This window comes from Shouchella clausii, from assembly GCF_002250115.1.
Lineage (GTDB): Bacteria > Bacillota > Bacilli > Bacillales > Bacillaceae_D > Shouchella > Shouchella clausii.
The window spans coordinates 1,604,523-1,628,647 of record NZ_CP019985.1 but is presented as its reverse complement, the minus strand read 5'-3'; the positions used below and the strand labels follow the sequence as shown (position 1 = coordinate 1,628,647).

The window sequence follows — 24,125 nt, the reverse complement described above, 5'->3', positions numbered from 1 at the left end:
CCCTTCCTGAGAACTAGGCTACTTTTCGAATTGCCTAGCTATAACCATTTGCTGGATTTCACTTGTTCCTTCGTAAATTTCACACGCCTTTGCATCACGAAAATAACGTTCTACAGGATACTCCTTCATATACCCGTAGCCGCCAAAGACTTGAACAGCCTTTGTCGCTACATCCATAGCTGTCCGCGAAGCAAATAGCTTTGCCATTGACGCTTCTTTCGCGCATGGGGTTCCTGCCTCTTTAAGTCGAGCCGCTGCATAGGTTAATTGTTTTGCCGCCTCTGTTTCTGTAGCCATATCTGCCAATTTAAACGCTAAGCCTTGATGGTTAAGGAGCTTTTTGCCAAACTGTTTCCGTTCATTGGCATACGTGCAAGCCGCCTCAAGGGCCGCCTCAGCGATGCCAAGCGCTTGGGCTGCAATGCCGATTCGCCCTGCATTTAAGTTGCTCAAGGCAATTTTTAGCCCTTGCCCCTCTTCGCCAAGCATTTGCGTTTGTGGAACTTCGCAATCTTCAAAAATGATTTCAGTCGTTGTCGAACCTGCCAAGCCGAGTTTCCGTTCTTTTTTGCCGACAATTAAGCCTGGAGTGCCGGCCTCAACGATAAAACAAGAAATGCCTTTAGCCCCCTTGTCAGCATCGGTGACAGCAAAGACAAGGTATGTGTCTGCTTCACCGCCATTTGTAATAAATACTTTCGAACCATTAAGCACATATCCTTCGCCTTTTTTGACTGCACGTGTTTGCAGCGCCCTCGCATCACTACCTGCATTTGGTTCAGTCAAACAAAAAGCACCAATCGCTTCTGCTGTAGCCAGCTTCGGAACATATGCCTTTTTTTGTGTTTCTGTCCCGTACGCTACGATCGGCATCGTTCCTACAGATGTATGGACGCTCATAATTAAGCCAATTGCTGCACTAACTTTAGATACTTCATGTACGGCTATAATATAAGAAACAAAGTCCATCCCCGTGCCGCCAAACTCCTCAGGCACAGGAACACCCATTAGCCCAAGCTCCCCCATTTGCTTGAGTACATCCCGTGGAAACAATTGTGATTCTTCCATTTCTTCGACGGCGGGGGCAATGACATCATTGGAGAATTCACGTACCATCTTCTGCATCATTTGCTGCTCTTCCGAGAACAGAAGGCTATTCATACACGAAAAACCCCCTTTTCGTTTTTCTTCCTAGCCAGCCCGCCTGCACATATTGACGTAACAAGGGACAAGGCCGGTATTTGCTGTCGCCGAAGCCTTGGTGGAGTACTTCCATAATCGCCAAACATGTATCAAGGCCAATAAAATCGGCAAGTGTAAGCGGGCCCATTGGATGGTTCATGCCAAGCTTCATCACGGTATCAATGTCTTCTGCAGAAGCAACGCCTTCATAGAGGGTGTATATCGCTTCGTTAATCATTGGCATTAAAATCCGGTTTGCAATAAACCCTGGATAATCTTGCGACGTGACAGCGACTTTCTCTAATGTCTCTGTCAGCTCCAGCACTTGTTGATAGACGACGTCTGATGTTTGCAAACCGCGGATGATCTCTACTAGCTTCATGCGCGGCACCGGATTCATAAAATGCATGCCAATAACATGCTCAGGCCTTTTCGTAACGCTTGCCAATTCAGTGATCGATAATGAAGAAGTATTGCTGGCAAGAATCGCCCCCTCTCGGGCATGTGCGTCTGCACTTTTAAATAGGTGTTTTTTCGTTTCCATGTTTTCAGTTGCTGCTTCAATGACCATCTCGGCATCAGCACATGCAGCAATATCGGCCATTGGTTTGATTCGCGCCAGTGTCTGTTGTACATCTTGTTCTTCGGTATATCCCTTTGCCACCAAACGTTCGAGCCTTTGCTCGATGCCAGCTTTCCCTTTTTCAGCCAGCTCAAGCTCCCGGTCGTGCAGGAGCACGTTAAACCCTTTTGCAGCAAACACTTCGGCAATGCCCGCTCCCATTTGCCCAGCGCCAATGACCATCATCGTTTTCATGCTTATTCCCCTTTCACATGCAGCAATACGGCATCGCCTTGGCCGCCGCCGCTGCAAATCGCAGCGATCCCATAACCACCACCGCTGCGCTTCAATTCATAAGCAAGCGTTAGCAAGATTCGAGCGCCGCTGGCGCCAATTGGGTGCCCATACGCAACAGCGCCTCCGTTGACATTGACTTTCTCTTCATCTAATCCAGCTATTTGGTTGCTTGCCAAAGCTACTGCTGCAAACGCCTCATTGATCTCGAATCGGCTTATATCAGCAACAGTTAACTTTGTTTTCTCCAATAATTCGCTTATAACCAGGCCTGGTGTTTTCGGAAAGTCCCATGGTTCGACGGCAAGACGGTGATGGGCTTCAATCGTTGCCAAAACTGGCTTGCCTTGTTTCTCTGCTTGAACAGCTTCCATTAACAGCAATGCACAGGCACCGTCATTGACGCCTGGTGCATTGCCTGCCGTAATTGTTCCCTCTTTCCCAAAAACCGGCTTTAATTGAGCAAGGCTGTCAACGGTCGTTCCTTTGCGTGGCGCCTCGTCTTGACTAACGAGAACGGTTTCCCCTTTTCTGCCTTTTACCGAAACCGAAACAATCTCTTCATCAATGATACCGCTTTCAATAGCTCCAATAGCACGCTCTTGGCTCTTAGCAGCCCAGCGATCCTGTTCCTCGCGGCTAATGCCTAGTTCGTTTGCCGTCCTATTTCCATACACGCCCATGTGCACATCGTTAAACGAACAGGTCAGCCCATCATAAATCATTCCATCAAGCAACGTCGTATCGCCCATTCGTGCCCCAAAGCGTGCTTTCTTCATATAATAAGGAGCATTCGACATCGACTCCATTCCACCGGCGAGAACAGTGCTCGCTTCGCCTGCGCGAATAGACAAGTCGCCAAGGGTTACCGCCCTCATGCCAGAAGCACATACTTTGTTGATCGTTTCGGTTTTTGCACGCCATGGAATGCCGGCAGCATGTGCTGCTTGCCTCGATGGAAGCTGGCCAGCCCCTGCTTGCAACACTTGCCCCATAATGACTTCATCGACTGTTTCTGCATTCACTTGCGCCCGTTTCAATGCCTCTTCTAACACAATGCCGCCAAGTTCAGATGCCTTTAATGACGAGAGCACGCCTCCCATTTTTCCAATTGGCGTCCTCGCTCCACTGACAATAGCTGTTTTCATGTTGCTCACCCTCCTGAGCGAACGCTCGCTCATTTTTATTTTTGAACAAGATTTGCTTTTGCTCCTCTTGTTCGTTTTTATCCTTAAATAGCCCGCTCCAATAATTCTGCCACATCAAGTGTGAGCACTTGGTCTTCTTTTTCAAGGGACTTTGTGCCGTCGCTAAGCATTGTCAAACAATATGGGCAGGCGCTGCCAATGACCGATGGTGCAACAGCAAGTGCTTGCTCTGTACGAGCGACATTTACACGTTGCCCTTTGTCTTCTTCCATCCACATCATCCCTCCGCCAGCGCCGCAACACATGCCTGACTCACGGTTTCGTTCCATTTCAACAATACGTACGCCAGGAATTCGTTTTAAAATTTCCCGTGGCGGATCGTAGATATCGTTGTAACGACCTAAATAACACGAATCGTGAAAGACAACGGTTTCATTCACTTCTTTCGTCGGCGTCAATTTATTTTCCTGCAACAATTTGGCAAGAAGTTCGGTATGATGATAAATTTCGACACCGTCCAAGCCGAATTCTGGGTATTCATTCTTGAATGTATTGTATGCGTGAGGATCAATCGTTACGATTTTTTTGACATCATGTTTTTTAAATAGCTCAATGTTAGCGCTTGCAAGTTCTTGGAACAAAAATTCGTTTCCAAGGCGCCTCGGTGTATCGCCTGAATTTTTCTCCTTATTGCCAATGATTGCAAAAGAAACACCGGCCACATTTAAAAGTTTTGCAAAAGACTGGGCAATTTTCTGGCTGCGGTTGTCATAGGCACCCATTGAACCAGCAAAGAACAGATATTCAAACGTCTCTCCTTTTTTGCTTAATTCCTTTACGGTCGGCACTTCAATATCATCACGGCCGTCACGCCAGTTTTCCCGTTCTTTTCGACTTATGCCCCACGGATTTCCTTGGCGTTCAATGTTTTGCATGGCTCGCTGTGCTTCAGGGTCCATTTTCCCTTCCGTTAGCACAAGATAACGGCGCAAGTCGATGATTTTATCAACATGTTCATTCATGACTGGACATTGGTCTTCACAATTCCGGCATGTCGTGCACGCCCAAATCTCTTCTTCAGTAATGACATCGCCAATTAGACGCACATCGTAACCTGCTGCTGCTTCTTGGGCGCTTTCAGTTGCCAGCGTATTTGCACGAGTATTGGCAAAAGCATACGCAGGCATCCACGGCGTCCTTGATGTGATCGCCGCCCCTTTTTCGGTTAAATGGTCACGCATGCGCAACAATAAGTCCATCGGCGACAGCATCTTCCCAGTGCCTGTCGCAGGGCACATATTGGTGCAGCGCCCGCATTCCACACAGGCGTACAAATCAAGCAACTGCTTTTGGTTAAAATCTTCAATTTTTCCAACGCCAAATTCTTCGGCATCTTCCTGTTCAAAATCTATTTTTGCAAGGCGCCCGACTTTGTGTGTGCGCCCTAAAAAGACATTGGCCGGTCCTGCAATTAAATGGGCGTGCTTCGATTGTGGCACATAAACAAGGAAGCTTAATAAAAACAACAGATGGGCCCACCAACATACGAAAAATAAACTAGCAGCCGCGCCAGAAGGAAGCGAGCTTGCCAAAAACGCTACTGCCGAAGCAAGGGGCTCAAACGCTGTCAAGCTTTTGCCGTGCCACACGATTTCAAACCCTTTTGCCAGCGTCTTTGATACCATTAAGCCGCCGATAAAAATAAGGACAAGCCCTGCCTTCCAGCCTCGTTTTAAGCGGACGAGCTTTTCCACGTACCGCCTGTAAAAAGCCCACACAACCGCCACTAAAATCATCGCAACGATGATTTCCTGAAACAAAGTGAAATACGGGTAAAGCGCGCCAAAAGGCAAATGGCTGCCAGGGTTTAACCCTTTCCAAATCAGATCAATCGCCCCGATTTGCACGAGCAAAAAACCATAAAAGAACATGAAATGGATGATGCCGCTTTTTTTGTCTTTCATAAGCTTCTTATGCCCAAATGCATTGATCCAAACGGCCTTAAGCCGTTCCTTCATCGTTTTATCAAACTCTGCTTTTTTGCCAAGCTGTATAAAACGAATACGCGTGACAACAAGGGAAGCAAACAAATAAACGGCGTAACCGGTTACAAAAATGAACAATATCCAATTTGCTACAAGCAATCCCGTACTAATACCGCCCATAAAGACCCCTCCTTTGTATATTCTATTTAAGCTATTGTTCGAAAAACGACTTTACCGCCCATTCTTAAGCGTAGTATAACACAATCTTTATGAATGAGCATTCAGTCAGAAGAAATTTTTTTCTTTTGCATGACCACCTTAATTCAGGAAAAGCTATAGACAATACTTGTTGCCAGGAGGTCTTTATGAATATCCTCATTACGGTTCTCGCCTTAGTGGTTGTGATTGGCGTTTGGCTTTATTTCGATTACAAACTGGGCCTCAGAGCACTACGAAGAAAATCGCAAGCCACTTCAACAGGCCCTCTTGCAAGCAAGATTGAATTGATCACAAATGGTGAAGATTTTATCGATAAGCTGATTGAAGACATTCGGAAGGCAAATAAACACATTCACATTCAGTTTTATATTTTTCGCGATGATTATATCGGAAAACGGATGGTAGATGAACTGATTGCTAAAGCAGAAACAGGGGTAGACGTACGCTTACTCATTGACCAATTTGGCTGCAAGCTCCAACGTGGGACAAAAAAGCAATTACGGGCTGCCGGGGTTGATGTGGCAATAGCAGCAAAAGTGCGCGGCCCGTTGTTTTTCTTTTCCTGGAACCGTCGCAACCACCGCAAGCTTGCTGTCATCGACGGTCATACAAGCTACTTAGGCGGCTACAACGTCGGCGATGAATATTTAGGGCGCAACCCCTTTTTTGGCTTTTGGCGCGATTTCCATGTCCGCATAACGGGGGAAGGCAGCCGTGCCATCCAAGCACAATTTTTAGCTGACTTTGAAGCGGCGACTGGCAAACATATTGAACGAAAATCGTTTTTCCCAGACTTACAAGCAGGCAACCAACCATTGCAGTTTATAAGCACACAAGGGACGGAGTTTGAACAAACACTGCTTATGCTTATTCGTAGCGCTAAAAACAGCTTAATCATCGGCAGCCCTTATTTTATCCCGACACGGGCCGTAATGGATGCCATCATTGAAGTGGCGCAAAGAGGCGTCCTCGTTTCCTTAATCCTCCCTGAAAAAGCAGATCATCCCCTTGTTCAACACGGGGCTACTCCTTATGTGATTGAAGCCCTGCAGGCAGGCGTGCTCGTTTACCATTATTATCGAGGATTTTACCATGTTAAAGCCGTAGTAGCTGATCAATCTGCATGTTTAGTGGGGACGCCGAATATCGATAAACGCAGTTTTCATCTTAACGATGAAATGTCATGCTTAACCCATGACCAGACATTTATTGAAACAGTCCTCGCTGTGCTCCACGCTGATATGCACGCTTCCATGACTGTTACGATCGAACAGCTCCAGAAGCGCCCGCTCCTCGACCGCGTGAAAGAAGTTACCGCAGCCCCCCTTTCGCCGTTGCTGTGACCGCAGGTTTTGACGTGAACGTACACCTACAATCTCAAGAAGCTAGGTTAAAACGAGCCAACCATAATCGAAAAAGAGTGGCGTCCCACCATATAAGGTGGTTGCCACTCTTTCTTTTGGCCCACTGCTAGAGTACTTCAATCAAAAACCAGGCAATCATCACAATTTGGACAACCGCTTTAGCAAGCGTGCCGCTTATAAAGGCAAGAAAAGAGGCGAATGCGATTCGTACTGCTTTTTCAAACGGCTGCTGTTGCAGAAGTTCGGCTATGAGAACAAGCACAAACGGGACGATGATCAAACCGAACGGCGGAACAACGAATGCACCAACAATAACGCCGACCAACGCTGCCCGTTCCCCCCATTTAGAGCCGCCTGTCCGCTTGACAAACGCCATGTTGGCAAGCAAGTCGACGACAAGCAAGAACACAGTAAGCACTGCCATGCCTACCCAAAACACAACGCTCAAGCTGCCCCCTAAAGCAAACAAATAGACGAGAAAACCGCCCCATAACACGAGGACAGAGGGAATAATTGGTACGATTAAACCAACAAAACTGGCAATGAAAAAAACGGCAATCACCAGCCACCATAATGTGTCCATGGCTACATCTTCTCTGGCGCTTCCACCCCTAGCAGGGCAAGCGCATTTTTAATGGTCATTTGCGTAGCTTTCATCAATGCCAAACGCGCAGCAGACAAGTCCTTGTTTTCTGTATCAAGGACGCGCGTCACATTATAAAAACTATGGAGAGCTTGCGCCAAATCATAGGCATAATTGGCGATGCGCTGTGGAATTTGCTTTGTTGCAGCTTCTGCAACAGCACTAGGAAACTCGCCAATTGCTTTTAGCAACTCGTATTCTTTGTCGCTTGCAATCGGCGACAAATCCGTGTTTGCACTATAAGAGACGCCTAGCTCTTCTCCTTGGCGAAGAATGCTGCATACCCGTGCATGTGCGTATTGAATGTAATAAACAGGGTTTTCATTTGACTTTGACACAGCTAAGTCCATATCGAAATCAAGATGAGTATCTGGGCTACGCATCGCAAAGAAATACCGCGTCGCATCAACGCCAACCTCTTCCATCAATTCACGCAACGTCACCGCTTTGCCCGTGCGCTTGCTCATTTTAACTTTTTCGCCGCCTTGGAACAGGCTTACCATTTGGATAATCTGTACGTTAAACCGATCCGGATCATAACCAAGCGCTTGAATCGCCGCCCGCATTCTTGGAATGTATCCGTGATGGTCGGCACCTAGCACATCAATTAAACGGTCATACCCACGGTCAAATTTATCAAGATGGTACGAAATGTCAGGCGTTAAATACGTATACGTACCGTCTTGTTTCACAAGCACCCGGTCTTTGTCATCGCCGTAAGCAGTTGAGCGTAGCCAAGTCGCCCCGTCCTTTTCGTAAGTTTCATTTTTATCTTTAAGGACTTGCAAGCCCCGCTTGACTTGCCCTGATTCATACAAAGACGTCTCAGAAAACCATTTGTCGAATTCAACGCGGTATGCGTTTAAGTCTTGTTTAATTTTTTCAAGCTCTTTTTTCAAGCCGTATTCACGCATAAATGCCAACCGCTCTTTTTCATCCATTTGGCGATATTGATCGCCAACTTCGTCGACAAGCTGCTTGGCAATATCGATAATGTCTTGGCCGTGGTAACCGTCTTCTGGCATTGGTTTCTCTTCTCCGAGCGCTTGCAAATAGCGGGCGTTTAAAGAGGCTGCCAAGTTTTCGATTTGGTTGCCCGCGTCATTAATGTAATACTCCCGTGACACTTTGTAGCCAGCCTTTTCCATAATATTGGCGATTGTGTCGCCGACTGCCGCCCCGCGGGCGTGGCCTAAATGCAAGTCTCCTGTTGGATTGGCTGATACAAATTCAATGAGCACTTTCTCGCCTTGCCCCACGTCACTGCGCCCATAATCATCTTTTTCGTCTAGCACTTGCGGGATCAATTCACGCAAATAGCCATTATCCAAAAAGAAATTAATAAAGCCAGGGCCAGCGATTTCGATTTTTTCAATGCCTGCCTGTTCACGGTCAAAGTTGGCCACTAGCTCTTCTGCAATAGCCCGCGGCGCCTTTTTAGCGATCCGCGCAAGCTGCATGGCGATATTCGTGGCAAAGTCGCCATGCGCTTTGTCCTTTGGCACTTCCAAAAGGACGGACGGCACTTCTGATTCTGTAGCAAGTTCCGCCTGTAAAACGGCACGGCGCACTTCCATGCGCAGCTGTTCTTTTTTGCGTTCCATATGGTTCATTCTTCATAAGCTCCTTATTTGTCTCTAATTGGTATCCATTCCATCAAGTGCTCCCCATCCACGTTTGTAGCTATGGATTAGTAAATGGCTGAAACCGACTCGTCTATCCGTAGTTTAGCCGAATCAGGCAACGAGCTTCAAGGGCTTCTGCCTTTCAGAGCAAAAAAATACAAGGATGATTGGCACATTCCTTGTATTATCCTGTTCTAACCTATTCAATTTGTTTCATTGCCAATCGGATTTCATGCTCTCCCGTTAGCTGGCCTTGCAAAAAGAATTGGTAGCGCACATAAATTCTGCCCTTTTGTTTAGCTCCTGTCGGCAGCTGCACAAGCAATGTATCTGTCCGTGCTTTTGTTTCCCATGAAGCTTCAGGCGTGACATACCGTCCATACGTTTCTTCTTTTGCAAGAAAACTTTGCCGCATAATGATCGTCCCTTGCCGGATGAGCATGAGCTCGCGGCCGTCCCATTTCATCGTTGAAAATACATCCTGTTTATGGGCATGTGTTTCTTTAAAGCGCAAATACGAGGCACTCCCTTTTATATAAAGGTCGCCTTCCGTATCAAACGAGAACGCATCCGGCTGTTGCCCTTTTATAAATGTTGTGGTTTGAAAAGAGATTTTCACTTTCCGCTTCATTCATCAAAACATCCATTCTATATGATCTGCCAGCCACACACAAATCCGCGAAGCGCGTTCTTTTTCCTATTTTACTGGGTTTAGGGACATGTTGCAATCTGCAGCTCTTGTTTCTTTACTTTTTATGCACCCAACCAAGAAGCATCTCACGTACAAATTTGCTGGCAGCAATGGCGGTTTGCTCAGTCGGATCATAAGCTGGTGCCACTTCCACGAGATCAGCGCCTACAATTTGAATGTCTGCTTGGGAAAGCAGCATTTGCGCTTCAAGCAGCTCTTTTGACGTAATCCCACCAGCTTCAGCTGTCCCTGTGCCAGGCGCGTGTGCCGGATCCAATACGTCAATGTCAATCGTAATGTAAACGGGCCGCCCTGATAGATGGGGCAGCACGTTTTTTAACGGCTCTGCCACGTCAAATTTGTAAAGATGCATGCCTGCTTCCTTTGCGTAAGCAAATTCTTCGCGCATCCCTGAACGGATGCCAAATGAGTAGACGTTCTCAGCTCCAATCAGCTCACACGCTTTGCGGATCGGCGTAGAATGGGATAGCGCCTCGCCTTCATATTGTTCGCGCAAATCAGCATGAGCATCAATATGGATGATCGCTAAGTCGGGATATTTCCGGTACATCGCTTTAAAAATCGGCCATGACAGCAAATGTTCGCCGCCCAGGCCTAGCGGGAACTTGCCGTCCGCTAAGAGTGAATCAACGTATTCCTCCACAATGTCTAGGCTTCGGGCTGCATTGCCAAATGGCAAAGGAATGTCGCCTGCATCAAAATAGTTGACTTCTTCCAAGTGCTTGTCGGCATAAGGGCTGTATTCTTCAAGCCCTAAGGAAGCTTCGCGGATCCGCGCCGGGCCAAAACGGGAACCTGGACGAAAGGAAACGGTCCAGTCCATCGGCATGCCGTAAATGACGGCATCTGCCTCTTCATAACTGGCGCGGCTCATAATAAACACTTTGCCTGAGTATGCCTCGTCAAATCGCATGTAAAAGCCTCCTATTTAAGCAAGTCCTGGACGAATTTCGGCAGCACAAATGCGGCACGATGGATGTCTGGCGTATAATATTTCGTTTGGACATCATGAAAACGCGTTGCTTCTACAGCAAGAGGGTCGTGTTTTTTAGAACCGATCGTAAACGTCCACATGCCGCTTGGATAAGTGGGAATATTGGCGGTGTACAAACGGGTAATCGGAAAGATCTCTTTTACGTCTTTGTACACATTAGACACTAGTTCCTGATGGAACCATGGGTTATCCGTTTGCGCAACAAAAATGCCATCTTCTTTTAACGCTTTGGAAATTCCTTCATAAAATCCACGCTCAAACAGTTTAGCAGCTGGCCCGACAGGCTCGGTCGAATCGACCATAATCACGTCATACTCATTTGCTGATTTGGCAATATGCATAAACCCGTCAGCGACTTTTACGTCAACACGTTCATCTTCTAAAGCACAGGCAATTGTCGGCAAATATGTTTTCGAGTATTCAATGACCTTTCCATCAATATCGACCAACGTCGCTTTTTCAACGGAAGGATGCTTAAGAATTTCTCGGATGGCTCCGCCATCGCCGCCACCTACTACAAGGACATGCTTCGGATTCGGATGAGTGAACAAAGGGACATGTGTCACCATTTCATGGTATACAAATTCGTCCTTTTCTGTCGTCATTACCATGCCGTCAAGAAGCAACATGTTGCCAAACTCTTCCGTTTCCACCATATCAAGCTGTTGGAAGTCTGTCTTCTCCGTGTGAAGCGTCCTTTTTATCTTCATCGTAATGCCAAATCGTTCTGTCTGTTTTTCTGTAAACCAAAACTCCATGCTTGTCACCTCTCATATCTCGCTAGGCATATGATTTTTCCTTACGCCCAAAGCAAGTATAGCGGATGCGTTACGAATTGCAAAGACAACGAGGTTTAAAAAAACCGCTTTTTTCCCAAACTGTATACTAAACAAGTTGCCGGGGAAAGGATGAAAAGTCATGCAGACAGTTACGCGTAAACAGCGGAAGCGCTTTCGCAAAATTAGGCTTATTTGGCGGCTTTTGTTGCTTTCTCTTATCGTCATCGCGTTAGGCATTATTCTTTTGTTATCTTATACGCGCATGCAAGGGCCCCCGCCAATGGACGCCGTGCAAACGACGCAATTTTTAGCAGCAGACGGAACGGTGATGGGGAAAGAAGAAGCTGGCCAAAATCGCTTTTCTCTACCTCTAACGGAAATGTCACCTTATTTGCTGCAAGCAACCATCGCGATTGAAGACCGAAAATTTTACTCCCATTTCGGCTTTGATCTCAAACGAATCGGCGGAGCGCTCCTTGCCAATTTACAATCCGGCTCAAAAGCACAAGGGGCAAGCACGATTACGCAGCAATACGCGCGTAACCTTTATTTGAGCCATGAAAAAACTTATATGCGGAAATGGAATGAGCTGCTTTACGCGCTCCGTTTGGAAATGAACTTTTCAAAAGACGAGATTTTAGCTGGTTATTTAAACACCGTCTATTATGGGCATGGCGCCTATGGAGTTGAAGCAGCTGCGCAACATTTCTTTGCAAAATCGGCAAAAGACGTATCATTGGCAGAAGCGGCAATGCTTGCAGGCATTCCGAAAGGCCCAAGCTACTATTCGCCATTGAATGATCTCGAAAAAGCGAAAAGCAGGCAAGAGCTGATTTTGGATAGCATGGTTGGGGAAGGCATGATTGAAGAGGCAGAAGCAGACAAAGCAAAAGCGGAAAAACTTGTTTTTGCGAACGAAGCTGATAAAGAGGAAGAAGAAATCGCGCCTTATTTTCAAGACCATGTTAAAGCGCTGCTGAACAATGAAGCGCAAATGGACGAAGCGGCCGTTGACACAGGTGGACTGATCATTGAGACGACGCTTGACCCCGCCTTGCAACAACAGGCCGAAGATTTAGTCGAAAAGCATATGCCTGACAACGGGCTGCAAGTCGCCCTGATCGCCATGGACCCACGCAATGGGGAAGTAAAGGCGCTTGTCGGCGGCACAGATTACAATGAAAGTTCCTATAACCGCGCTACACAGGCCATGCGCAACCCAGGGTCGACCATTAAACCATTTTTGTATTACGCTGCACTCGAGAACGGATTTACGCCCGTATCAACGTTTTTAAGTGAAGCGACATCCTTTTCATATGATGATGGCCGAGAAGACTACGCTCCGAGTAACTACAACGACATTTACGCCAATGATTTTATTACAATGCTTGAAGCCATCGCTTACTCAGACAATATTTATGCGATGAAAACGCATTTGTCTATTGGTACAGACGAACTAGTAAATGTTTCTGAAAAACTAGGGCTTGGCACATTTGAAAACCGCCCTTCCCTTGCTTTAGGGGCACAGCCTGTCACCGTCCTTGATATCGCCAATGCTTACGCCGCTTTAGCCGACGGAGGAAAACAACGGGAACCGGTGTTTATACGCCAAGTGCGTGACGGCGAGGGAAATAAAGTCTACGAACAAAAACCGCCTGTCCGCCAAGTCCTCCGTGAAGATACTGCCTTTGTGCTAACCGATATGTTGCGCGGCGTATTTGAACCGGCGCTAAACAGCTATACATCGGTTACTGGTGCAAGCGTGGCCTCACAGCTTACGCACCCGACAGCCGGAAAATCTGGATCAACGCCTCGGGACAGCTGGATGGTTGGCTATACACCACAGCTCGTTACTGCTGTGTGGGTTGGTTTTGATAAAGACAAAGACATCAATCAATCGGTTGAAGGGCAAATCTCAAAGCGGATTTGGGCTGACTTTATGGAAACAGCGATGGCCAATGAACTAAAGCTTCCATTTAAAGAACCGCCAGGGGTTGAAGCCGTTGACATCGACCCCCACACTGGGTTGTTAACGAGCGACGCCTGTCCTAATGGCCGCACGACTTACTTTTTAGCAGGAACCGCTCCTATGAATACTTGCGCTGAACCAGAGGCAGCCGAAGACTTACAAGAAGAACCAGAAACGAAAGAGCCAGGCTTTTTTAAACGGTTTTTTAAATGGTTTAGCATTGAAGATGGTGACCCGAGCGACCCCTCTGGGCCAACCATTCTTGATGAAGGTGAAGAGAGTCCCGCCACTGAATAAGCAAAAGGAGCTGCACGTTTGTGCAGCTCTCAGCCTGTAGACAAGCGTTTTCTATCAGTCTGAGTGAGGTTATCGACAAACGCTCGCTGCTACGAACATTTGCGCCAATCTATTTTAATGTGTAGTATGTTTGGGAACCGACCTCAGTAAAACCGCATGTATGATACAACGTTAGAGCCGCTTCGTTCGTGCAAACGACATCCAGCCATACCGTTTTGCCATTCGAGACTTCACGGTGGACAATATCAGTCAGAGCTGCACGGCCTATGCCTTGCCCTCGCTTCTCTTTTGTTAAAACAAAAGCATATATCCAACTTTCCTGATCTTGGCGGCTAATGCTGAGCTTGCCAACTGGGTGGTTGTCTTCTTCAATCATATATGTAACCCATGTAGGGTTATTATGATGAAGCGCCTTCGCTTCGTCTTTTGTCATATGGAACCCTTCTGCATCAAGTTCATAAATCCGTGGTTCATCGTTTGATACTGCTGGCCGGATGCGAATTCCTTTTTTCGTGTAAGGAATCGGAACTTCTCGGCATACGAGCTGCTTTTCCGTAAACGCGTACTCCCCTCCAACTGCCTTCATAAACGCGATGCCGCTTTCTGAATCAGTCGGGCTATTCAACAGAAATTGTTTCGTCTTTCCTTGCCAGTCAGAGGCGGCTTGATCAAGGAGCATTCGGCCTATACCGCGCCTTCTTGCAGCGGGATCGACCATTCCGCAGCATTCCATTTTATTGCCAAAGAAATAAACTGCTAAATAACCAAGCAGCTCTCCTTTTTCATTATAATGAAAATAGTCTTCCGTGCCGTTTAAGGAACGCTCACCTTCTAAGAGGTCCCAATTTAATTTAAGCTTAATGCCGTCAGCTTGTTCCACTTTTTCCTGAAGGCTTTGGATCGCTTTTTTTTGCTCTGACGAGAGCATGATCATGTCACCGCCTTTTTCCTCAGTATAACATAGAACGTGACCGTTATTTTTATTACTTTTATGAATCCATTTTTGCCACCGCCAGCAAAAATTCAAACAAAAAAGCAGAAACGAACATATTTTCAGCGATAAGTGCTACACTAGAACGAAAAAACATGCAAGGAGTGATTTTCTTGAGTACATACAAATCCCGTAAAGATGTACCTGAACATGAAAAATGGGACTTAACCGATCTTTATGCTGACGAACAAGCGTGGCAGGCAGATGTAGACGCGTGCTATCAGCTAGCGGACACGTTAAACCATTTTGATGGCGCGATTAAAGACGGAAAAAGCTTGCTCGATTTCCTAGAAACACAAGAGAAGCTCTCCTTCACGTTGCGAAAAGTTTTCGCCTACACGATGTTTTTATCTGATATTGATACACGGGACGCCCATGCCCAAAAATTAAGTGCCAAAGCGACACAACTAAGCGTAAAGGTGAGTGAATCCACATCCTTCTTCATGCCGTTTCTTTTAAGCTTAAGCGAAGAAACGCTCCGTGCTTACATTTCTGCGGAAAAGAAACTTGGCTATTTCGAGGACGAATTGTGGAAGTCATTCCGCTTTAAAAAACATGTGCTAACAAAGGAAAAAGAAGAGCTTTTGTCGCAATTAGGCGCAACTTTTCAAGCCCCTGGCGACACATACAATATGCTGAACAATGCTGATATTCAGTTTGGCACGGTGACAGACGACAATGGCCAGCAAGTGCAACTAACAAGGGGCATGTATTCAAAGCTAATCGAAGACGAAGACCGCAACAAACGGAAAGAAGCATACAAAGCTTACTACAAGCCATACATGGAATTAAACAATACGATTGCAACAACGCTGTCAGCGGAAATCAAAACAAATGTCACATTGGCGAAAGTCCGTCAATACGAATCGGCTCTCCATAAAGCCCTATTTGCTGACAACATTGAGCAAAGCGTCTATGACCAATTGATTGATGCCGCTAAAGCGAACATTGAACCGCTCCATGAATATGCGCGACTCCGCAAACAAAAGCTTGGCCTCGACGAGTTGCGTCAATATGATTTAAATGCGCCTATTGTTCCTGGTGTAAAAGCGGAAATTTCATATGAAGAAGCGTATGATACGATGCTGAAAGCGCTTAAGCCTCTTGGTGACGATTATATCGCTAAATTAAAAGAGTTTAAGGAAAAGCGTTACATCGATGTGCGTGAAACGCCAGGAAAACGATCTGGCGCTTACAATATGGGCGTCTACGGCGTTCATCCTTTCGTATTGCTCAACCACCATGATGACTTAAATAGTTTGTTTACACTCGTCCATGAAATGGGCCATGCCATGCACAGCTACTATTCCAGCAAATACCAACCACAAATTACGGCCAATTACCGAATTTTTGTCGCTGAAGTCGCCTCCACTGTTAATGAAGTGTTGCTGATTAACCATTTGCTGAAAGAAACAAGCGACAAGAAAATGCGTGCCTATTTACTGAATCATTTTATTGAGCAATTCCGCGGGACCTTTTTTACACAAGTGATGTTTGCTGATTTTGAAAAGCAAACGCACGAACGAGCAGAAGCAGGTGAACCCCTTAATGCAGAGAGCTTAAATGAGCTTTATGAACAGTTGTTCCGTACGTATAATGGCCCGGACATTGTTTTTGATGATGAAGTCAAATACGGCTGGTCGCGCATCCCCCATTTTTACAGGGCTTTTTACGTTTACCAGTATGCGACTGGCTTTGCTTCAGCAATCAAAATCGCCACAGCCATTTTAGACGGTGAGGAAGGCGCACTTGACGCTTATATGACCTTTTTACAAAGCGGCAGTTCCGACGAGCCACTCGAACTACTAAAAAAAGCAGGTGTCGACTTAACGACGCCAGAGCCAGTCCAAGCCGCGATGGCACGCTTCTCTGCACTCGTTGAAGAACTAAAGCAGCTATAAAAAAAGCAGCGGAAGGAGAGCCCTTCCGCTGCTTTTTTGTCCTAGTACTTATCGTCAGGATGTTCATCCATGTCTCTAGCGTAGCCGAAGCGAAAAAAGAGTACAAGATTTTTGGCAACTTGTTCATTAGTTGTTCACATTTTCGCTTGCTTCAAGGGCATCATGGAGTTCCTGCGAAGAATGATTCCACATTTCTTCATTATGGTTCTGCAAAAACACCTTTAGCACTTGGCGTGACGAATCATCCATTTGGCTGACGACAACTTTGCCTTTTAACGATTTATCCATATGGTTCACATGTTCCGGCATGCTCTTGTATCCCCGTTTCGCCTGCTTGTTGACTGTCATGTAACAGGCCGCAACTCCACTATAGTATGGCTTTTTATCCTTTGTGTCGATTGTGACCCACACAAGCCAGTACCGTTTGAGCCCTTCTTTTGGCACCGCCTCTTCGTCAGCGATAAATTTCACACGCTTTTCAACAGCCGAGCGAGCATGGAGGGCACCCATATCCACAAACGCTTCTTTCTCTTCAATATCAATAAATAGCGGCGTCACATTGTCGAGATTGATGACCCCAGCGCCATAGCCACCGTGTCCGTCTGTTGAATCATTGCTTAATATCGTAAAACTGGAAGACTTTTTCTTCGCTTTCTTTAAGTTATCATTATTGAGCAAATCCACGTTTATCGGCCCTCCCAAATTTCATTTTAGCTAAACACTAGTGTATCATAAAACGCCACGCCCATTCATCCTCTCTGCCTGTGAGAAAAAGTGGCGGCCTCCTCGCCGTTACCCTCTTCAACACAGACAAGCGAATTTCGTCGTTTTTTGGCAAAAGCAGCCTCTATTATAAAATTTTTATAAAATATGAAAATAAGTCGTGACAATTCAGCCATCATCTTTATATAATTCATATGCACGGATAAAAATGACAATTGAATATAGGAGGAACAAAATGAAGAAGTCGTTATTCACAGCAATTTTCACTCTACTCTTTCTTTTTTCCGCTCCAGCGGCCAGCCTTGCCCATGGATTTGACGATGAGGAGTTTACGGCTTATTTAGAAGATGTTGGCGTAAGCGAAAAAGACTTAGCTGAACACTTGATGTATTGGTGGGAAGGCACGACTTTTTATGATTTTACCGATGTAAGTGAGCTTGCCGAATTTTTAGGCCCACGGCTAACAGAAGAAGGCATTAATGAGATCGCTGCTGAATTTGACCTTACTCGCCAAGAGTTGGACGGGCTTCTTGAAGAATGGCTCGGCCTGCCTCCAAGCGACTTATTGTTTTACAACACGTTTTACATGGTTGTCCATGTCATTATCACACTAGAAGAAGAGTGGGGCAACGAACCATATTACCCTGATTTCTCTGGATTTTTGTCAGAGTTTTCTTTAAGTGATGAAGAAGAGTGGGCGCTTTACGAGCATTTTTGGTATATTCAGGAAACTAATCCGAACTTATCTGCCGAACTCGATGACTTGAAACAACGAGCGTACGCATTTGACGGCTTTGAATCGATCCGCGAGCTGTCGGCTGCCGATGTTGCTGAACTGTTCGCTATTGGCGAGAAAGCGATATCTGTCCTTGACCTCCATCCAAAGTATTACCTTGACCGCGTTGGCGAAGATCCAAAGCCAATTAGCTATAAAGAGCTAATGAGCGGCAATGCGATTAAAGGGTACGACTTATTGGTCGAGCTATACGATGCCGATGGATATTTCTTAGCTGATTTTTATATCACTGCGGAAATGTTCAATTCTCATTTTGTCAAAAAAATCGTTGATGACGTCACTCAAATTGATAAAGGCCTAAAAGATAAACCGAAAAAGCCATCACTGGAATCGGCGCTGCCTGGCAAGGATGAAGCCCCTATACCAGCTAAAGCAGACACTGACACCAATCACCATAACGATGGTGGCAAAAAGGCAGAACGGGACGAGAATGGCAAAGTGACAAAAACGGCAAATGGTGCCAAAATGCCAAAAACAGCAACAAACTATCCCCTTTATATGCTGATCGGCATCGGGATGTCCCTTGCTGGTGTCCTTATCTTCCGCCGCCTCCTTCGTGAGAAGAAGGTTGCTTAAAAGTGGCTCTTCGTAAATCAAATGGAAAGCAGGGCCGTTTCAAAAAGACAGCTCTGCTTTTCGTCGCCGCCGCCTTTATTGCTTTCGGACTTTGGTTGACAACAACGACAGGCTTTAAGCTGGCGTACGGTTACTTTCTCTATAAAATCGGGGCGCACAGCGAAACGGAAACGGTCGCTGCCCCAGTTGAGGAGGCACCAGAAGCTATACCGGCCTACGAGAACGATCGCCAGGACGTTGCCAGCTGGCAGCCAGAAATAGGCGAAGAAATGGGGACATTAACGATCCCAAAAATCGACGCAACCCTTCCGATTATTCACGGGACAAATGAAGATGAATTGGATAAAGGCGTCGGCCACTTTGCCGACAGTGTTCTTCCTGGAGAAAAGGACAACTCCGTTTTATCTGGACACCGTGATACCGTGTTCCGCAAACTAGGAGAAGTTGGCGAAGGGGATGAACTCATCGTCGAAACACGAAGTGGCGTCTACACGTATAAGGTGCATACGGTACGGATCGTCGATGAAGATGACCGCACCGTCATTGTTCCGACGGAAGAGGCACAGCTGACGGTGATCACTTGTTATCCATTCGATTTTATTGGCGCTGCCCCAGATCGTTATGTGCTTGTCGCTGATTTAATCGATGAAGATGTTTATGAAACACTCGCGCTTTTTCCTAAATGATCAAAACAGCCCCTTTCTTTTGGTATACTGAATGTATTCTCGAATAGAAAGGGGCTTTTTTATGCCAATTATCACCGTTCAACTGCTTGAAGGCCGTACAGATGAGCAAAAACGCGCATTAGTTGAAAAAGTAACAGATGCCGTTAGTGAAACAACAGGCGCACCAAAAGAACGTGTTTCCATCATCATTAGCGAAATGAAACCAAACGACTACGGAGTCGCTGGAAAACGGCCAAGCGATCAAAACGAACAATAAGAATGGGTGCCTTTTCCTACAATCTGAGACGGGCCGTCCTTAACGACGGGCCGTCTCCAATTGAAGACGTCACTAACATACTCACATAGTTCCTATGCTGAAACAAAGCCCGCTAAAAAGCGTTTCGCCTACGCTCATTCAAGCTTTCTCGAAATCCTCGCACTCCAACGCCAGTTCCAACCTTTAGACGAATATATCGGTTCTTTAATACGAAAAGATGGCTACGGGACAAGAGACCAATTTCCTTTTTTGGAATACAGTGTTAGTAACTGTAAAGGAGGATATTCATGTCTTATCAAAACCACGAGCCGTATGGAACAAACAGCCAATCCGCGCGCACACCCACCCAACATCTGGCCTGGCACGAAACTCTTGAGCTCCATGAATTAACGGCTTTTCAATCAATTGTTTTAATGAGGTGCAAACTGTCGCTTGCGAAAGTATCGGACCCGGTCTTACAAAACCTTTATTTAGAATCGATTCAGCTGCTTGAAAAGAACCTTAAAGAGTTGCTGCCGTTTTTTTCGTATGCACCGAGGCATGAAAATGTGGCAGCTCCACATCCCGATTCAGGTTTTTGGGCAGGCGACTTATTAGGTGCAGCCAAAACAGCTGTCCGTAATTATGCGATCGCTATTACCGAAACAGCCACCCCTGTGCTGCGGAATGTGCTAAGTAAGCAACTCCAAGGGGCAATACAGTGGCATGCCAATGTTTACTCTTATATGAACGAGCGCAGTTATTACCCGTCTTACAACCTTGGCCAATTGCTGGAAAACGACATTACCAACGCTCACCGCGCGATACAAATGGACTATTAATGGTGTAATCACATCTTTGCTCTCATGTTGTGATCCAAGACAAAACAAGAAAAAAGCCATGCAATCAAAACGCATGGCCGACGGGCTGTATCATCGGATTACAGTCCGTTTTTGTCATGGCCTGCATGCTGCATCCGCTCGTGTTTACGGTGGAGGCGTGCGGCAATGAACCAATTTATAGAAATAAAGGCGATTACACAAGCGCCGATCAACGGATAATGGAGTATCAAAATGAGAAGCAACGGAATCCCAGCCGCAAATAAAAGGAGCATGAGAAAAAAGCTGAGCACGAGTGGTTCCACCCTTCTTTCCTTGAATTCCTTTCACTTTTCTAGTGTAGCGCTAAACCGATGCCATATCTACAAAATCCTTGTCAAACAACATGTAAAATCTATGAGCGATTCTATTTACGCACTGGCTACAACTTGGGCCAGTTTTTGCAAGTATGTATGGGCTTCATCAAAATCATCATCGCTATAATTTTGCTTTTTTTTGAGCTGACGTATTTTCTCACGCCTTGCTCCTTCTTCTAAATCGCTAAAATAAAGGATGGTAGACAATAGCTCCAAAAAACGAGCTGATTGGTTGTTCAATGATTGGCACAAGTCCTTGTAGCCGGCAACAGGGGGATGGTACATTTCCAAAAACGCTTGCCCTTGGGGCGAAAGCGTATAGCGATATTGTGAATAATGGCCTTTGTCTTCTTCGCTCTCGATTAAAAAACCAAGGTTGCACAACTCTTCTAATCGCACTGTCAGCTCGTCCGAATAAGGGCCGTACCGGTGAAAGTGGTAACGCTCATTAAATGGATAGCCCATCTGTTTTGCGATATAGACTATCTTTTGCACTTTCTTTCTGCCAACAATTTCACCTGACAGCGCAAACAGCGTCAGAACATTTAAATGGTCATGCAGCACGGCAGTCTTCCTCCTTTATGTAGTCGCAAGTAATGATTGAATGCTGTCTCGGATGTCCTTATCGACACGTGTATCCGTTAATACGTCCGCTGGGTAATAAAGTTTATGATCGGTTCGTTTTTTTCCGGATATGGCTTCGACAACATCCGAGTGTGTCGATAACTCTTTTAGTGAACCGTCTGGCATTAATAAATGAATCGGCAACCGCTCTTCCTCCCCTGGACGATACACATCGTAAGGCAAATCAGAAGAAGAGTCCATGACAAGATAATAACTTGGATCAACCCCAGCTTCCGCAAACAAAGCCTCAAGTTTCGGCCAGTCTTTCATCCGCTCGTTCGGATGAAATTCGATATACTGGAATAAGCGCCGATTTAAAAAACGATTGCACAAATCTTTCAAGATGGCGTCGTCTTCTTCCTGCCAACTTTGAAAATAATAATGGACAATCGATTCATCAAGACGCAAATAATCCTCTAACGTAATCTCACCTGCAAACAAGGATAAAAAATGAAGTGGTTTTTGCTTAAAGTCATAGCCACGTTCTTGCAAATCTTTCACGCGCATTAAAATTTTGCTAAGAATGACTTCTGAGCTTCGCGTCACTGGGTGGAAATACACTTGCCAATACATTTGGTATCGGCTCATAATATAATCTTCAACAGCATGCATGCCACTAGCTTTAATCACGACTTCATCATTTTTTGGTCGCATGACACGCAAGATTCGCTCCAAGTCAAACTGGCCGTAGCTGACTCCTGTGTAATAGGCGTCTCGCAACAAATAATCCATCCGATCAGCATCGATTTGGCTTGAGATCATACTAGACACTAATTTATTGGTTGACGTTTTTTCAATTACATCGGCAACAGCTTGAGGAAAACAACGATCCATTTTCCGTAAAATCCGATTGACTTCTGTATCGCCTAAAATGATTCGCCTAGTCCACTCCTCATGGTCTGTGTGAAACACTTTCTCAAACGAATGGGAAAAAGGCCCATGGCCAATATCATGCAGAAGTGCGACCGTCAAGGCAAGAAGCCTATCATCTTCATTCCAATCGGCCTTGCCGGAAAAAATCTCCGTCATGCGCCTCGTAATCTCATACACTCCAAGCGAGTGGTTGAAACGTGAATGTTCCGCGCCGTGAAAGGTGAATGACGTCGTCCCCAGTTGCCTAATTCGCCGCAACCGCTGAAACTCTTTCGTGCCAATCAACTCCCAAATCAACCCGTCACGTACATGGATATAGCGATGGACCGGATCTTTGAAGACTTTTTCTTCATGAAGGGTCGTAAACATTCTTTCTCCCCCTTTCTATTGATTATCCTGTCCTTATTATAAGTCGCGGTTTCGTGAAAACAAAGAGCCAGCTAAAACTCGCTGGCTCTTTCAGACTGGTCATTCTGCTCGCATACTTAGGAGGCTTCTGTCACATTATCATCAATAGCGCCGCGTTTCTTCTCTCCACGGTCGACAATGACTGCAAGTACAGCATCACCGGTAATATTGACGGAAGTGCGCAGCATATCAAGAATACGGTCAACGCCAATAATAAGCGCTATGCCGTCAGTAGGCAAGCCGACGGAAGTAAGCACCATCGCGAGCATAATCATGCCAACGCCAGGAACTCCTGCTGTGCCAATGCTTGCTAGCGTCGCTGTCAAAACGATAATCACCATATCGGCGAGCGACAAGTCAACGACATATACTTGGGCAATAAAAACGGTTGCAACGGCCTGCATGATCCCCGTGCCATCCATATTGATGGTGGCGCCAAGAGGCTGGACAAAGCCTGACACTTGTTTAGAGACGCCTAGATTTTCTTGCGCCGATTTCATTGATAGTGGCAAAACGCCATTCGAACTGGACAAACTAAACGCCATTGTCATTGCTGGCATAAAACCTTTAAAGAATTTCAACGGGCTCATTTTTCCTAAGAAATAAACGAGTAGCCCGTAGACGACAAATAAATGGAAAAATAGCACCCCCGTAACAGTCAGCATATAAGAAGCCAATGAACCGACAGCTGCCCAGCCAGCTTCGCCAAGAGCCGAAGCGATTAAAGCAAAAGCCCCATATGGAGCAAATTTCATCACAAACGTGACAATTTGCATCATAATGTCATTAGCTTGCTTGAAAAACGACTTTACTGTGCTCACTTTATTTCCTAGTACAGCCATTGCAATGCCGACAAAAATCGCAAAGGCGATAATTTGTAGCATGTTCATCTCCGACATGGACGCAACTGGATTGCTCGGAATAATGTTGACCAGTGTATCCATGATCGGCACTGACTCAGACGGCTCGTACTCTTCAGCTATGCCTTCGCCAAGTAAGCCAGGATCACCTGGTTGGATAACCGAAGCAGCAAAAAGAGCAATTGATAAGGAAATAGCAGAAGTTGCCATGAAGAAAACAATCGTTTTGACGCCCATGCGGCCAAGTTGCTTCGGGTCACCTAAATCGGAAACCCCCACTACAAGCGAGAAAAACACAAGGGGCACAACGACCATCATAATCATATTTAAAAAGACGCTTCCTACAGGATCAAACACATATTGGTTTAGCCATTCAAAGGTGCCTTGATGGATCGCAGGCAATGACAACCCAACAATCACCCCGATGCCTAGGGCAATTAAAATCTTTTTTGTTAAATTATTCATGAAATCCCCCCAAACACAT

Annotated in this window: 22 protein-coding genes; 7 read left to right on the top strand and 15 right to left on the bottom strand. The window is 45.9% G+C overall.

Annotation, left to right across the window (positions count from 1 at the left end; translation table 11 throughout):
• Positions 1–18 precede the first annotated feature (18 nt).
• From BC8716_RS07825 to BC8716_RS07810, 4 genes are all read right to left on the bottom strand, one after another.
• Positions 19–1,161: an acyl-CoA dehydrogenase gene (locus tag BC8716_RS07825; RefSeq protein ID WP_094424632.1), complete on the bottom strand. Its 1,143-nt coding sequence runs from the start codon at positions 1,159–1,161 to the stop codon at positions 19–21.
• Positions 1,154–2,005 (bottom strand): 3-hydroxybutyryl-CoA dehydrogenase, encoded by an 852-nt coding sequence (locus BC8716_RS07820; RefSeq protein WP_094429196.1) that lies wholly within the window; start codon positions 2,003–2,005, stop codon positions 1,154–1,156. The genes BC8716_RS07825 and BC8716_RS07820 overlap by 8 nt, the downstream gene beginning before the upstream one ends.
• Positions 2,002–3,186: an acetyl-CoA C-acetyltransferase gene (locus tag BC8716_RS07815; RefSeq protein WP_094424630.1), complete on the bottom strand. Its 1,185-nt coding sequence runs from the start codon at positions 3,184–3,186 to the stop codon at positions 2,002–2,004. The genes BC8716_RS07820 and BC8716_RS07815 overlap by 4 nt, the downstream gene beginning before the upstream one ends.
• A gap of 83 nt (positions 3,187–3,269) precedes the next feature.
• Complete coding sequence (locus BC8716_RS07810) at positions 3,270–5,351, bottom strand: (Fe-S)-binding protein (protein WP_094424628.1); 2,082 nt, start codon at positions 5,349–5,351, stop codon at positions 3,270–3,272.
• Between the two features lie 185 nt (positions 5,352–5,536).
• Here BC8716_RS07810 and cls point away from each other — a divergent pair, with 185 nt between their 5' ends.
• Positions 5,537–6,733, top strand: a complete 1,197-nt coding sequence (cls, locus tag BC8716_RS07805; RefSeq protein ID WP_157730375.1) for a cardiolipin synthase — start codon at positions 5,537–5,539, stop codon at positions 6,731–6,733.
• A gap of 127 nt (positions 6,734–6,860) precedes the next feature.
• Here cls and BC8716_RS07800 read toward each other — a convergent pair whose 3' ends face one another.
• The 5 genes from BC8716_RS07800 to speE all read right to left on the bottom strand — a co-directional run bounded on the left by BC8716_RS07800 (position 6,861) and on the right by speE (position 11,486).
• Positions 6,861–7,337: a DUF456 domain-containing protein gene (locus tag BC8716_RS07800; RefSeq protein WP_094424624.1), complete on the bottom strand. Its 477-nt coding sequence runs from the start codon at positions 7,335–7,337 to the stop codon at positions 6,861–6,863.
• A 2-nt stretch (positions 7,338–7,339) separates the two neighbouring features.
• Entirely contained in the window at positions 7,340–9,010 is a 1,671-nt protein-coding gene (gene argS, locus BC8716_RS07795) for an arginine--tRNA ligase (protein WP_094424622.1), read from the bottom strand.
• A 211-nt stretch (positions 9,011–9,221) separates the two neighbouring features.
• Positions 9,222–9,653 carry a YwiB family protein gene (locus BC8716_RS07790; protein WP_094424620.1) on the bottom strand — a complete coding sequence of 144 codons (432 nt, stop codon included), beginning with the start codon at positions 9,651–9,653 and terminating at the stop codon, positions 9,222–9,224.
• A gap of 115 nt (positions 9,654–9,768) precedes the next feature.
• Complete coding sequence (gene speB / locus BC8716_RS07785) at positions 9,769–10,647, bottom strand: agmatinase (RefSeq protein WP_094424618.1); 879 nt, start codon at positions 10,645–10,647, stop codon at positions 9,769–9,771.
• 11 nt (positions 10,648–10,658) lie between these two features.
• On the bottom strand, positions 10,659–11,486 hold the full coding sequence (gene speE, locus BC8716_RS07780; protein WP_094424616.1) for a spermidine synthase: 828 nt from the start codon (positions 11,484–11,486) through the stop codon (positions 10,659–10,661).
• Between the two features lie 160 nt (positions 11,487–11,646).
• On the opposite strand from speE, the gene BC8716_RS07775 reads away from it, so the two are divergent.
• On the top strand, positions 11,647–13,773 hold the full coding sequence (locus BC8716_RS07775; protein WP_094424614.1) for a transglycosylase domain-containing protein: 2,127 nt from the start codon (positions 11,647–11,649) through the stop codon (positions 13,771–13,773).
• A gap of 109 nt (positions 13,774–13,882) precedes the next feature.
• Here BC8716_RS07775 and BC8716_RS07770 read toward each other — a convergent pair whose 3' ends face one another.
• Entirely contained in the window at positions 13,883–14,707 is an 825-nt protein-coding gene (locus tag BC8716_RS07770; RefSeq protein WP_094424612.1) for a GNAT family N-acetyltransferase, read from the bottom strand.
• Between the two features lie 170 nt (positions 14,708–14,877).
• On the opposite strand from BC8716_RS07770, the gene pepF reads away from it, so the two are divergent.
• Positions 14,878–16,665: an oligoendopeptidase F gene (gene pepF / locus BC8716_RS07765; RefSeq protein WP_094424610.1), complete on the top strand. Its 1,788-nt coding sequence runs from the start codon at positions 14,878–14,880 to the stop codon at positions 16,663–16,665.
• Positions 16,666–16,791: 126 nt separating this feature from the next.
• Here pepF and BC8716_RS07760 read toward each other — a convergent pair whose 3' ends face one another.
• Positions 16,792–17,349 (bottom strand): YwhD family protein, encoded by a 558-nt coding sequence (locus BC8716_RS07760; RefSeq protein WP_094424609.1) that lies wholly within the window; start codon positions 17,347–17,349, stop codon positions 16,792–16,794.
• Between the two features lie 274 nt (positions 17,350–17,623).
• On the opposite strand from BC8716_RS07760, the gene BC8716_RS07755 reads away from it, so the two are divergent.
• The 4 genes from BC8716_RS07755 to BC8716_RS07740 all read left to right on the top strand — a co-directional run bounded on the left by BC8716_RS07755 (position 17,624) and on the right by BC8716_RS07740 (position 20,523).
• Positions 17,624–18,760, top strand: coding sequence for a processed acidic surface protein (locus BC8716_RS07755; RefSeq protein WP_157730374.1), 1,137 nt, complete (start codon positions 17,624–17,626; stop codon positions 18,758–18,760).
• A 2-nt stretch (positions 18,761–18,762) separates the two neighbouring features.
• Positions 18,763–19,446, top strand: coding sequence for a class D sortase, LPxTATN-specific (gene srtD, locus BC8716_RS07750; RefSeq protein WP_257251197.1), 684 nt, complete (start codon positions 18,763–18,765; stop codon positions 19,444–19,446).
• Positions 19,447–19,477: 31 nt separating this feature from the next.
• On the top strand, positions 19,478–19,702 hold the full coding sequence (gene thmT / locus BC8716_RS07745; protein ID WP_094424605.1) for a 2-hydroxymuconate tautomerase: 225 nt from the start codon (positions 19,478–19,480) through the stop codon (positions 19,700–19,702).
• 287 nt (positions 19,703–19,989) lie between these two features.
• Complete coding sequence (locus tag BC8716_RS07740) at positions 19,990–20,523, top strand: spore coat protein (RefSeq protein ID WP_094424603.1); 534 nt, start codon at positions 19,990–19,992, stop codon at positions 20,521–20,523.
• 98 nt (positions 20,524–20,621) lie between these two features.
• Here BC8716_RS07740 and BC8716_RS07735 read toward each other — a convergent pair whose 3' ends face one another.
• The 4 genes from BC8716_RS07735 to BC8716_RS07720 form a co-directional block, all read right to left on the bottom strand.
• Entirely contained in the window at positions 20,622–20,813 is a 192-nt protein-coding gene (locus BC8716_RS07735; RefSeq protein ID WP_157730373.1) for a hypothetical protein, read from the bottom strand.
• 117 nt (positions 20,814–20,930) lie between these two features.
• The gene (locus tag BC8716_RS07730) at positions 20,931–21,440 is read right to left on the bottom strand and encodes a YwgA family protein (RefSeq protein ID WP_094424600.1); all 510 of its coding nucleotides are present in this window, start codon (positions 21,438–21,440) and stop codon (positions 20,931–20,933) included.
• Positions 21,441–21,455: 15 nt separating this feature from the next.
• Positions 21,456–22,742, bottom strand: coding sequence for an HD domain-containing protein (locus BC8716_RS07725; RefSeq protein WP_094424598.1), 1,287 nt, complete (start codon positions 22,740–22,742; stop codon positions 21,456–21,458).
• A gap of 116 nt (positions 22,743–22,858) precedes the next feature.
• Positions 22,859–24,106, bottom strand: a complete 1,248-nt coding sequence (locus BC8716_RS07720; RefSeq protein WP_094424596.1) for a dicarboxylate/amino acid:cation symporter — start codon at positions 24,104–24,106, stop codon at positions 22,859–22,861.
• Between the last annotated feature and the right edge of the window lie 19 nt (positions 24,107–24,125).

Excerpts from the sequence above, each read along its gene's own strand:
- BC8716_RS07825 (WP_094424632.1), bottom strand. The coding sequence starts at position 1,161 with ATGAATAGCCTTCTGTTCTCGGAAGAGCAGCAAATGATGCAGAAGATG.
- BC8716_RS07815 (WP_094424630.1), bottom strand. The coding sequence starts at position 3,186 with ATGAAAACAGCTATTGTCAGTGGAGCGAGGACGCCAATTGGAAAAATG.
- BC8716_RS07810 (WP_094424628.1), bottom strand. The coding sequence starts at position 5,351 with ATGGGCGGTATTAGTACGGGATTGCTTGTAGCAAATTGGATATTGTTC.
- cls (WP_157730375.1), top strand. The coding sequence starts at position 5,537 with ATGAATATCCTCATTACGGTTCTCGCCTTAGTGGTTGTGATTGGCGTT.
- BC8716_RS07800 (WP_094424624.1), bottom strand. The coding sequence starts at position 7,337 with ATGGACACATTATGGTGGCTGGTGATTGCCGTTTTTTTCATTGCCAGT.
- argS (WP_094424622.1), bottom strand. The coding sequence starts at position 9,010 with ATGAACCATATGGAACGCAAAAAAGAACAGCTGCGCATGGAAGTGCGC.
- BC8716_RS07790 (WP_094424620.1), bottom strand. The coding sequence starts at position 9,653 with ATGAAGCGGAAAGTGAAAATCTCTTTTCAAACCACAACATTTATAAAA.
- speB (WP_094424618.1), bottom strand. The coding sequence starts at position 10,647 with ATGCGATTTGACGAGGCATACTCAGGCAAAGTGTTTATTATGAGCCGC.
- speE (WP_094424616.1), bottom strand. The coding sequence starts at position 11,486 with ATGGAGTTTTGGTTTACAGAAAAACAGACAGAACGATTTGGCATTACG.
- BC8716_RS07775 (WP_094424614.1), top strand. The coding sequence starts at position 11,647 with ATGCAGACAGTTACGCGTAAACAGCGGAAGCGCTTTCGCAAAATTAGG.
- BC8716_RS07770 (WP_094424612.1), bottom strand. The coding sequence starts at position 14,707 with ATGATCATGCTCTCGTCAGAGCAAAAAAAAGCGATCCAAAGCCTTCAG.
- BC8716_RS07755 (WP_157730374.1), top strand. The coding sequence starts at position 17,624 with ATGAAGAAGTCGTTATTCACAGCAATTTTCACTCTACTCTTTCTTTTT.
- thmT (WP_094424605.1), top strand. The coding sequence starts at position 19,478 with ATGTATTCTCGAATAGAAAGGGGCTTTTTTATGCCAATTATCACCGTT.
- BC8716_RS07740 (WP_094424603.1), top strand. The coding sequence starts at position 19,990 with ATGTCTTATCAAAACCACGAGCCGTATGGAACAAACAGCCAATCCGCG.
- BC8716_RS07725 (WP_094424598.1), bottom strand. The coding sequence starts at position 22,742 with ATGTTTACGACCCTTCATGAAGAAAAAGTCTTCAAAGATCCGGTCCAT.
- BC8716_RS07720 (WP_094424596.1), bottom strand. The coding sequence starts at position 24,106 with ATGAATAATTTAACAAAAAAGATTTTAATTGCCCTAGGCATCGGGGTG.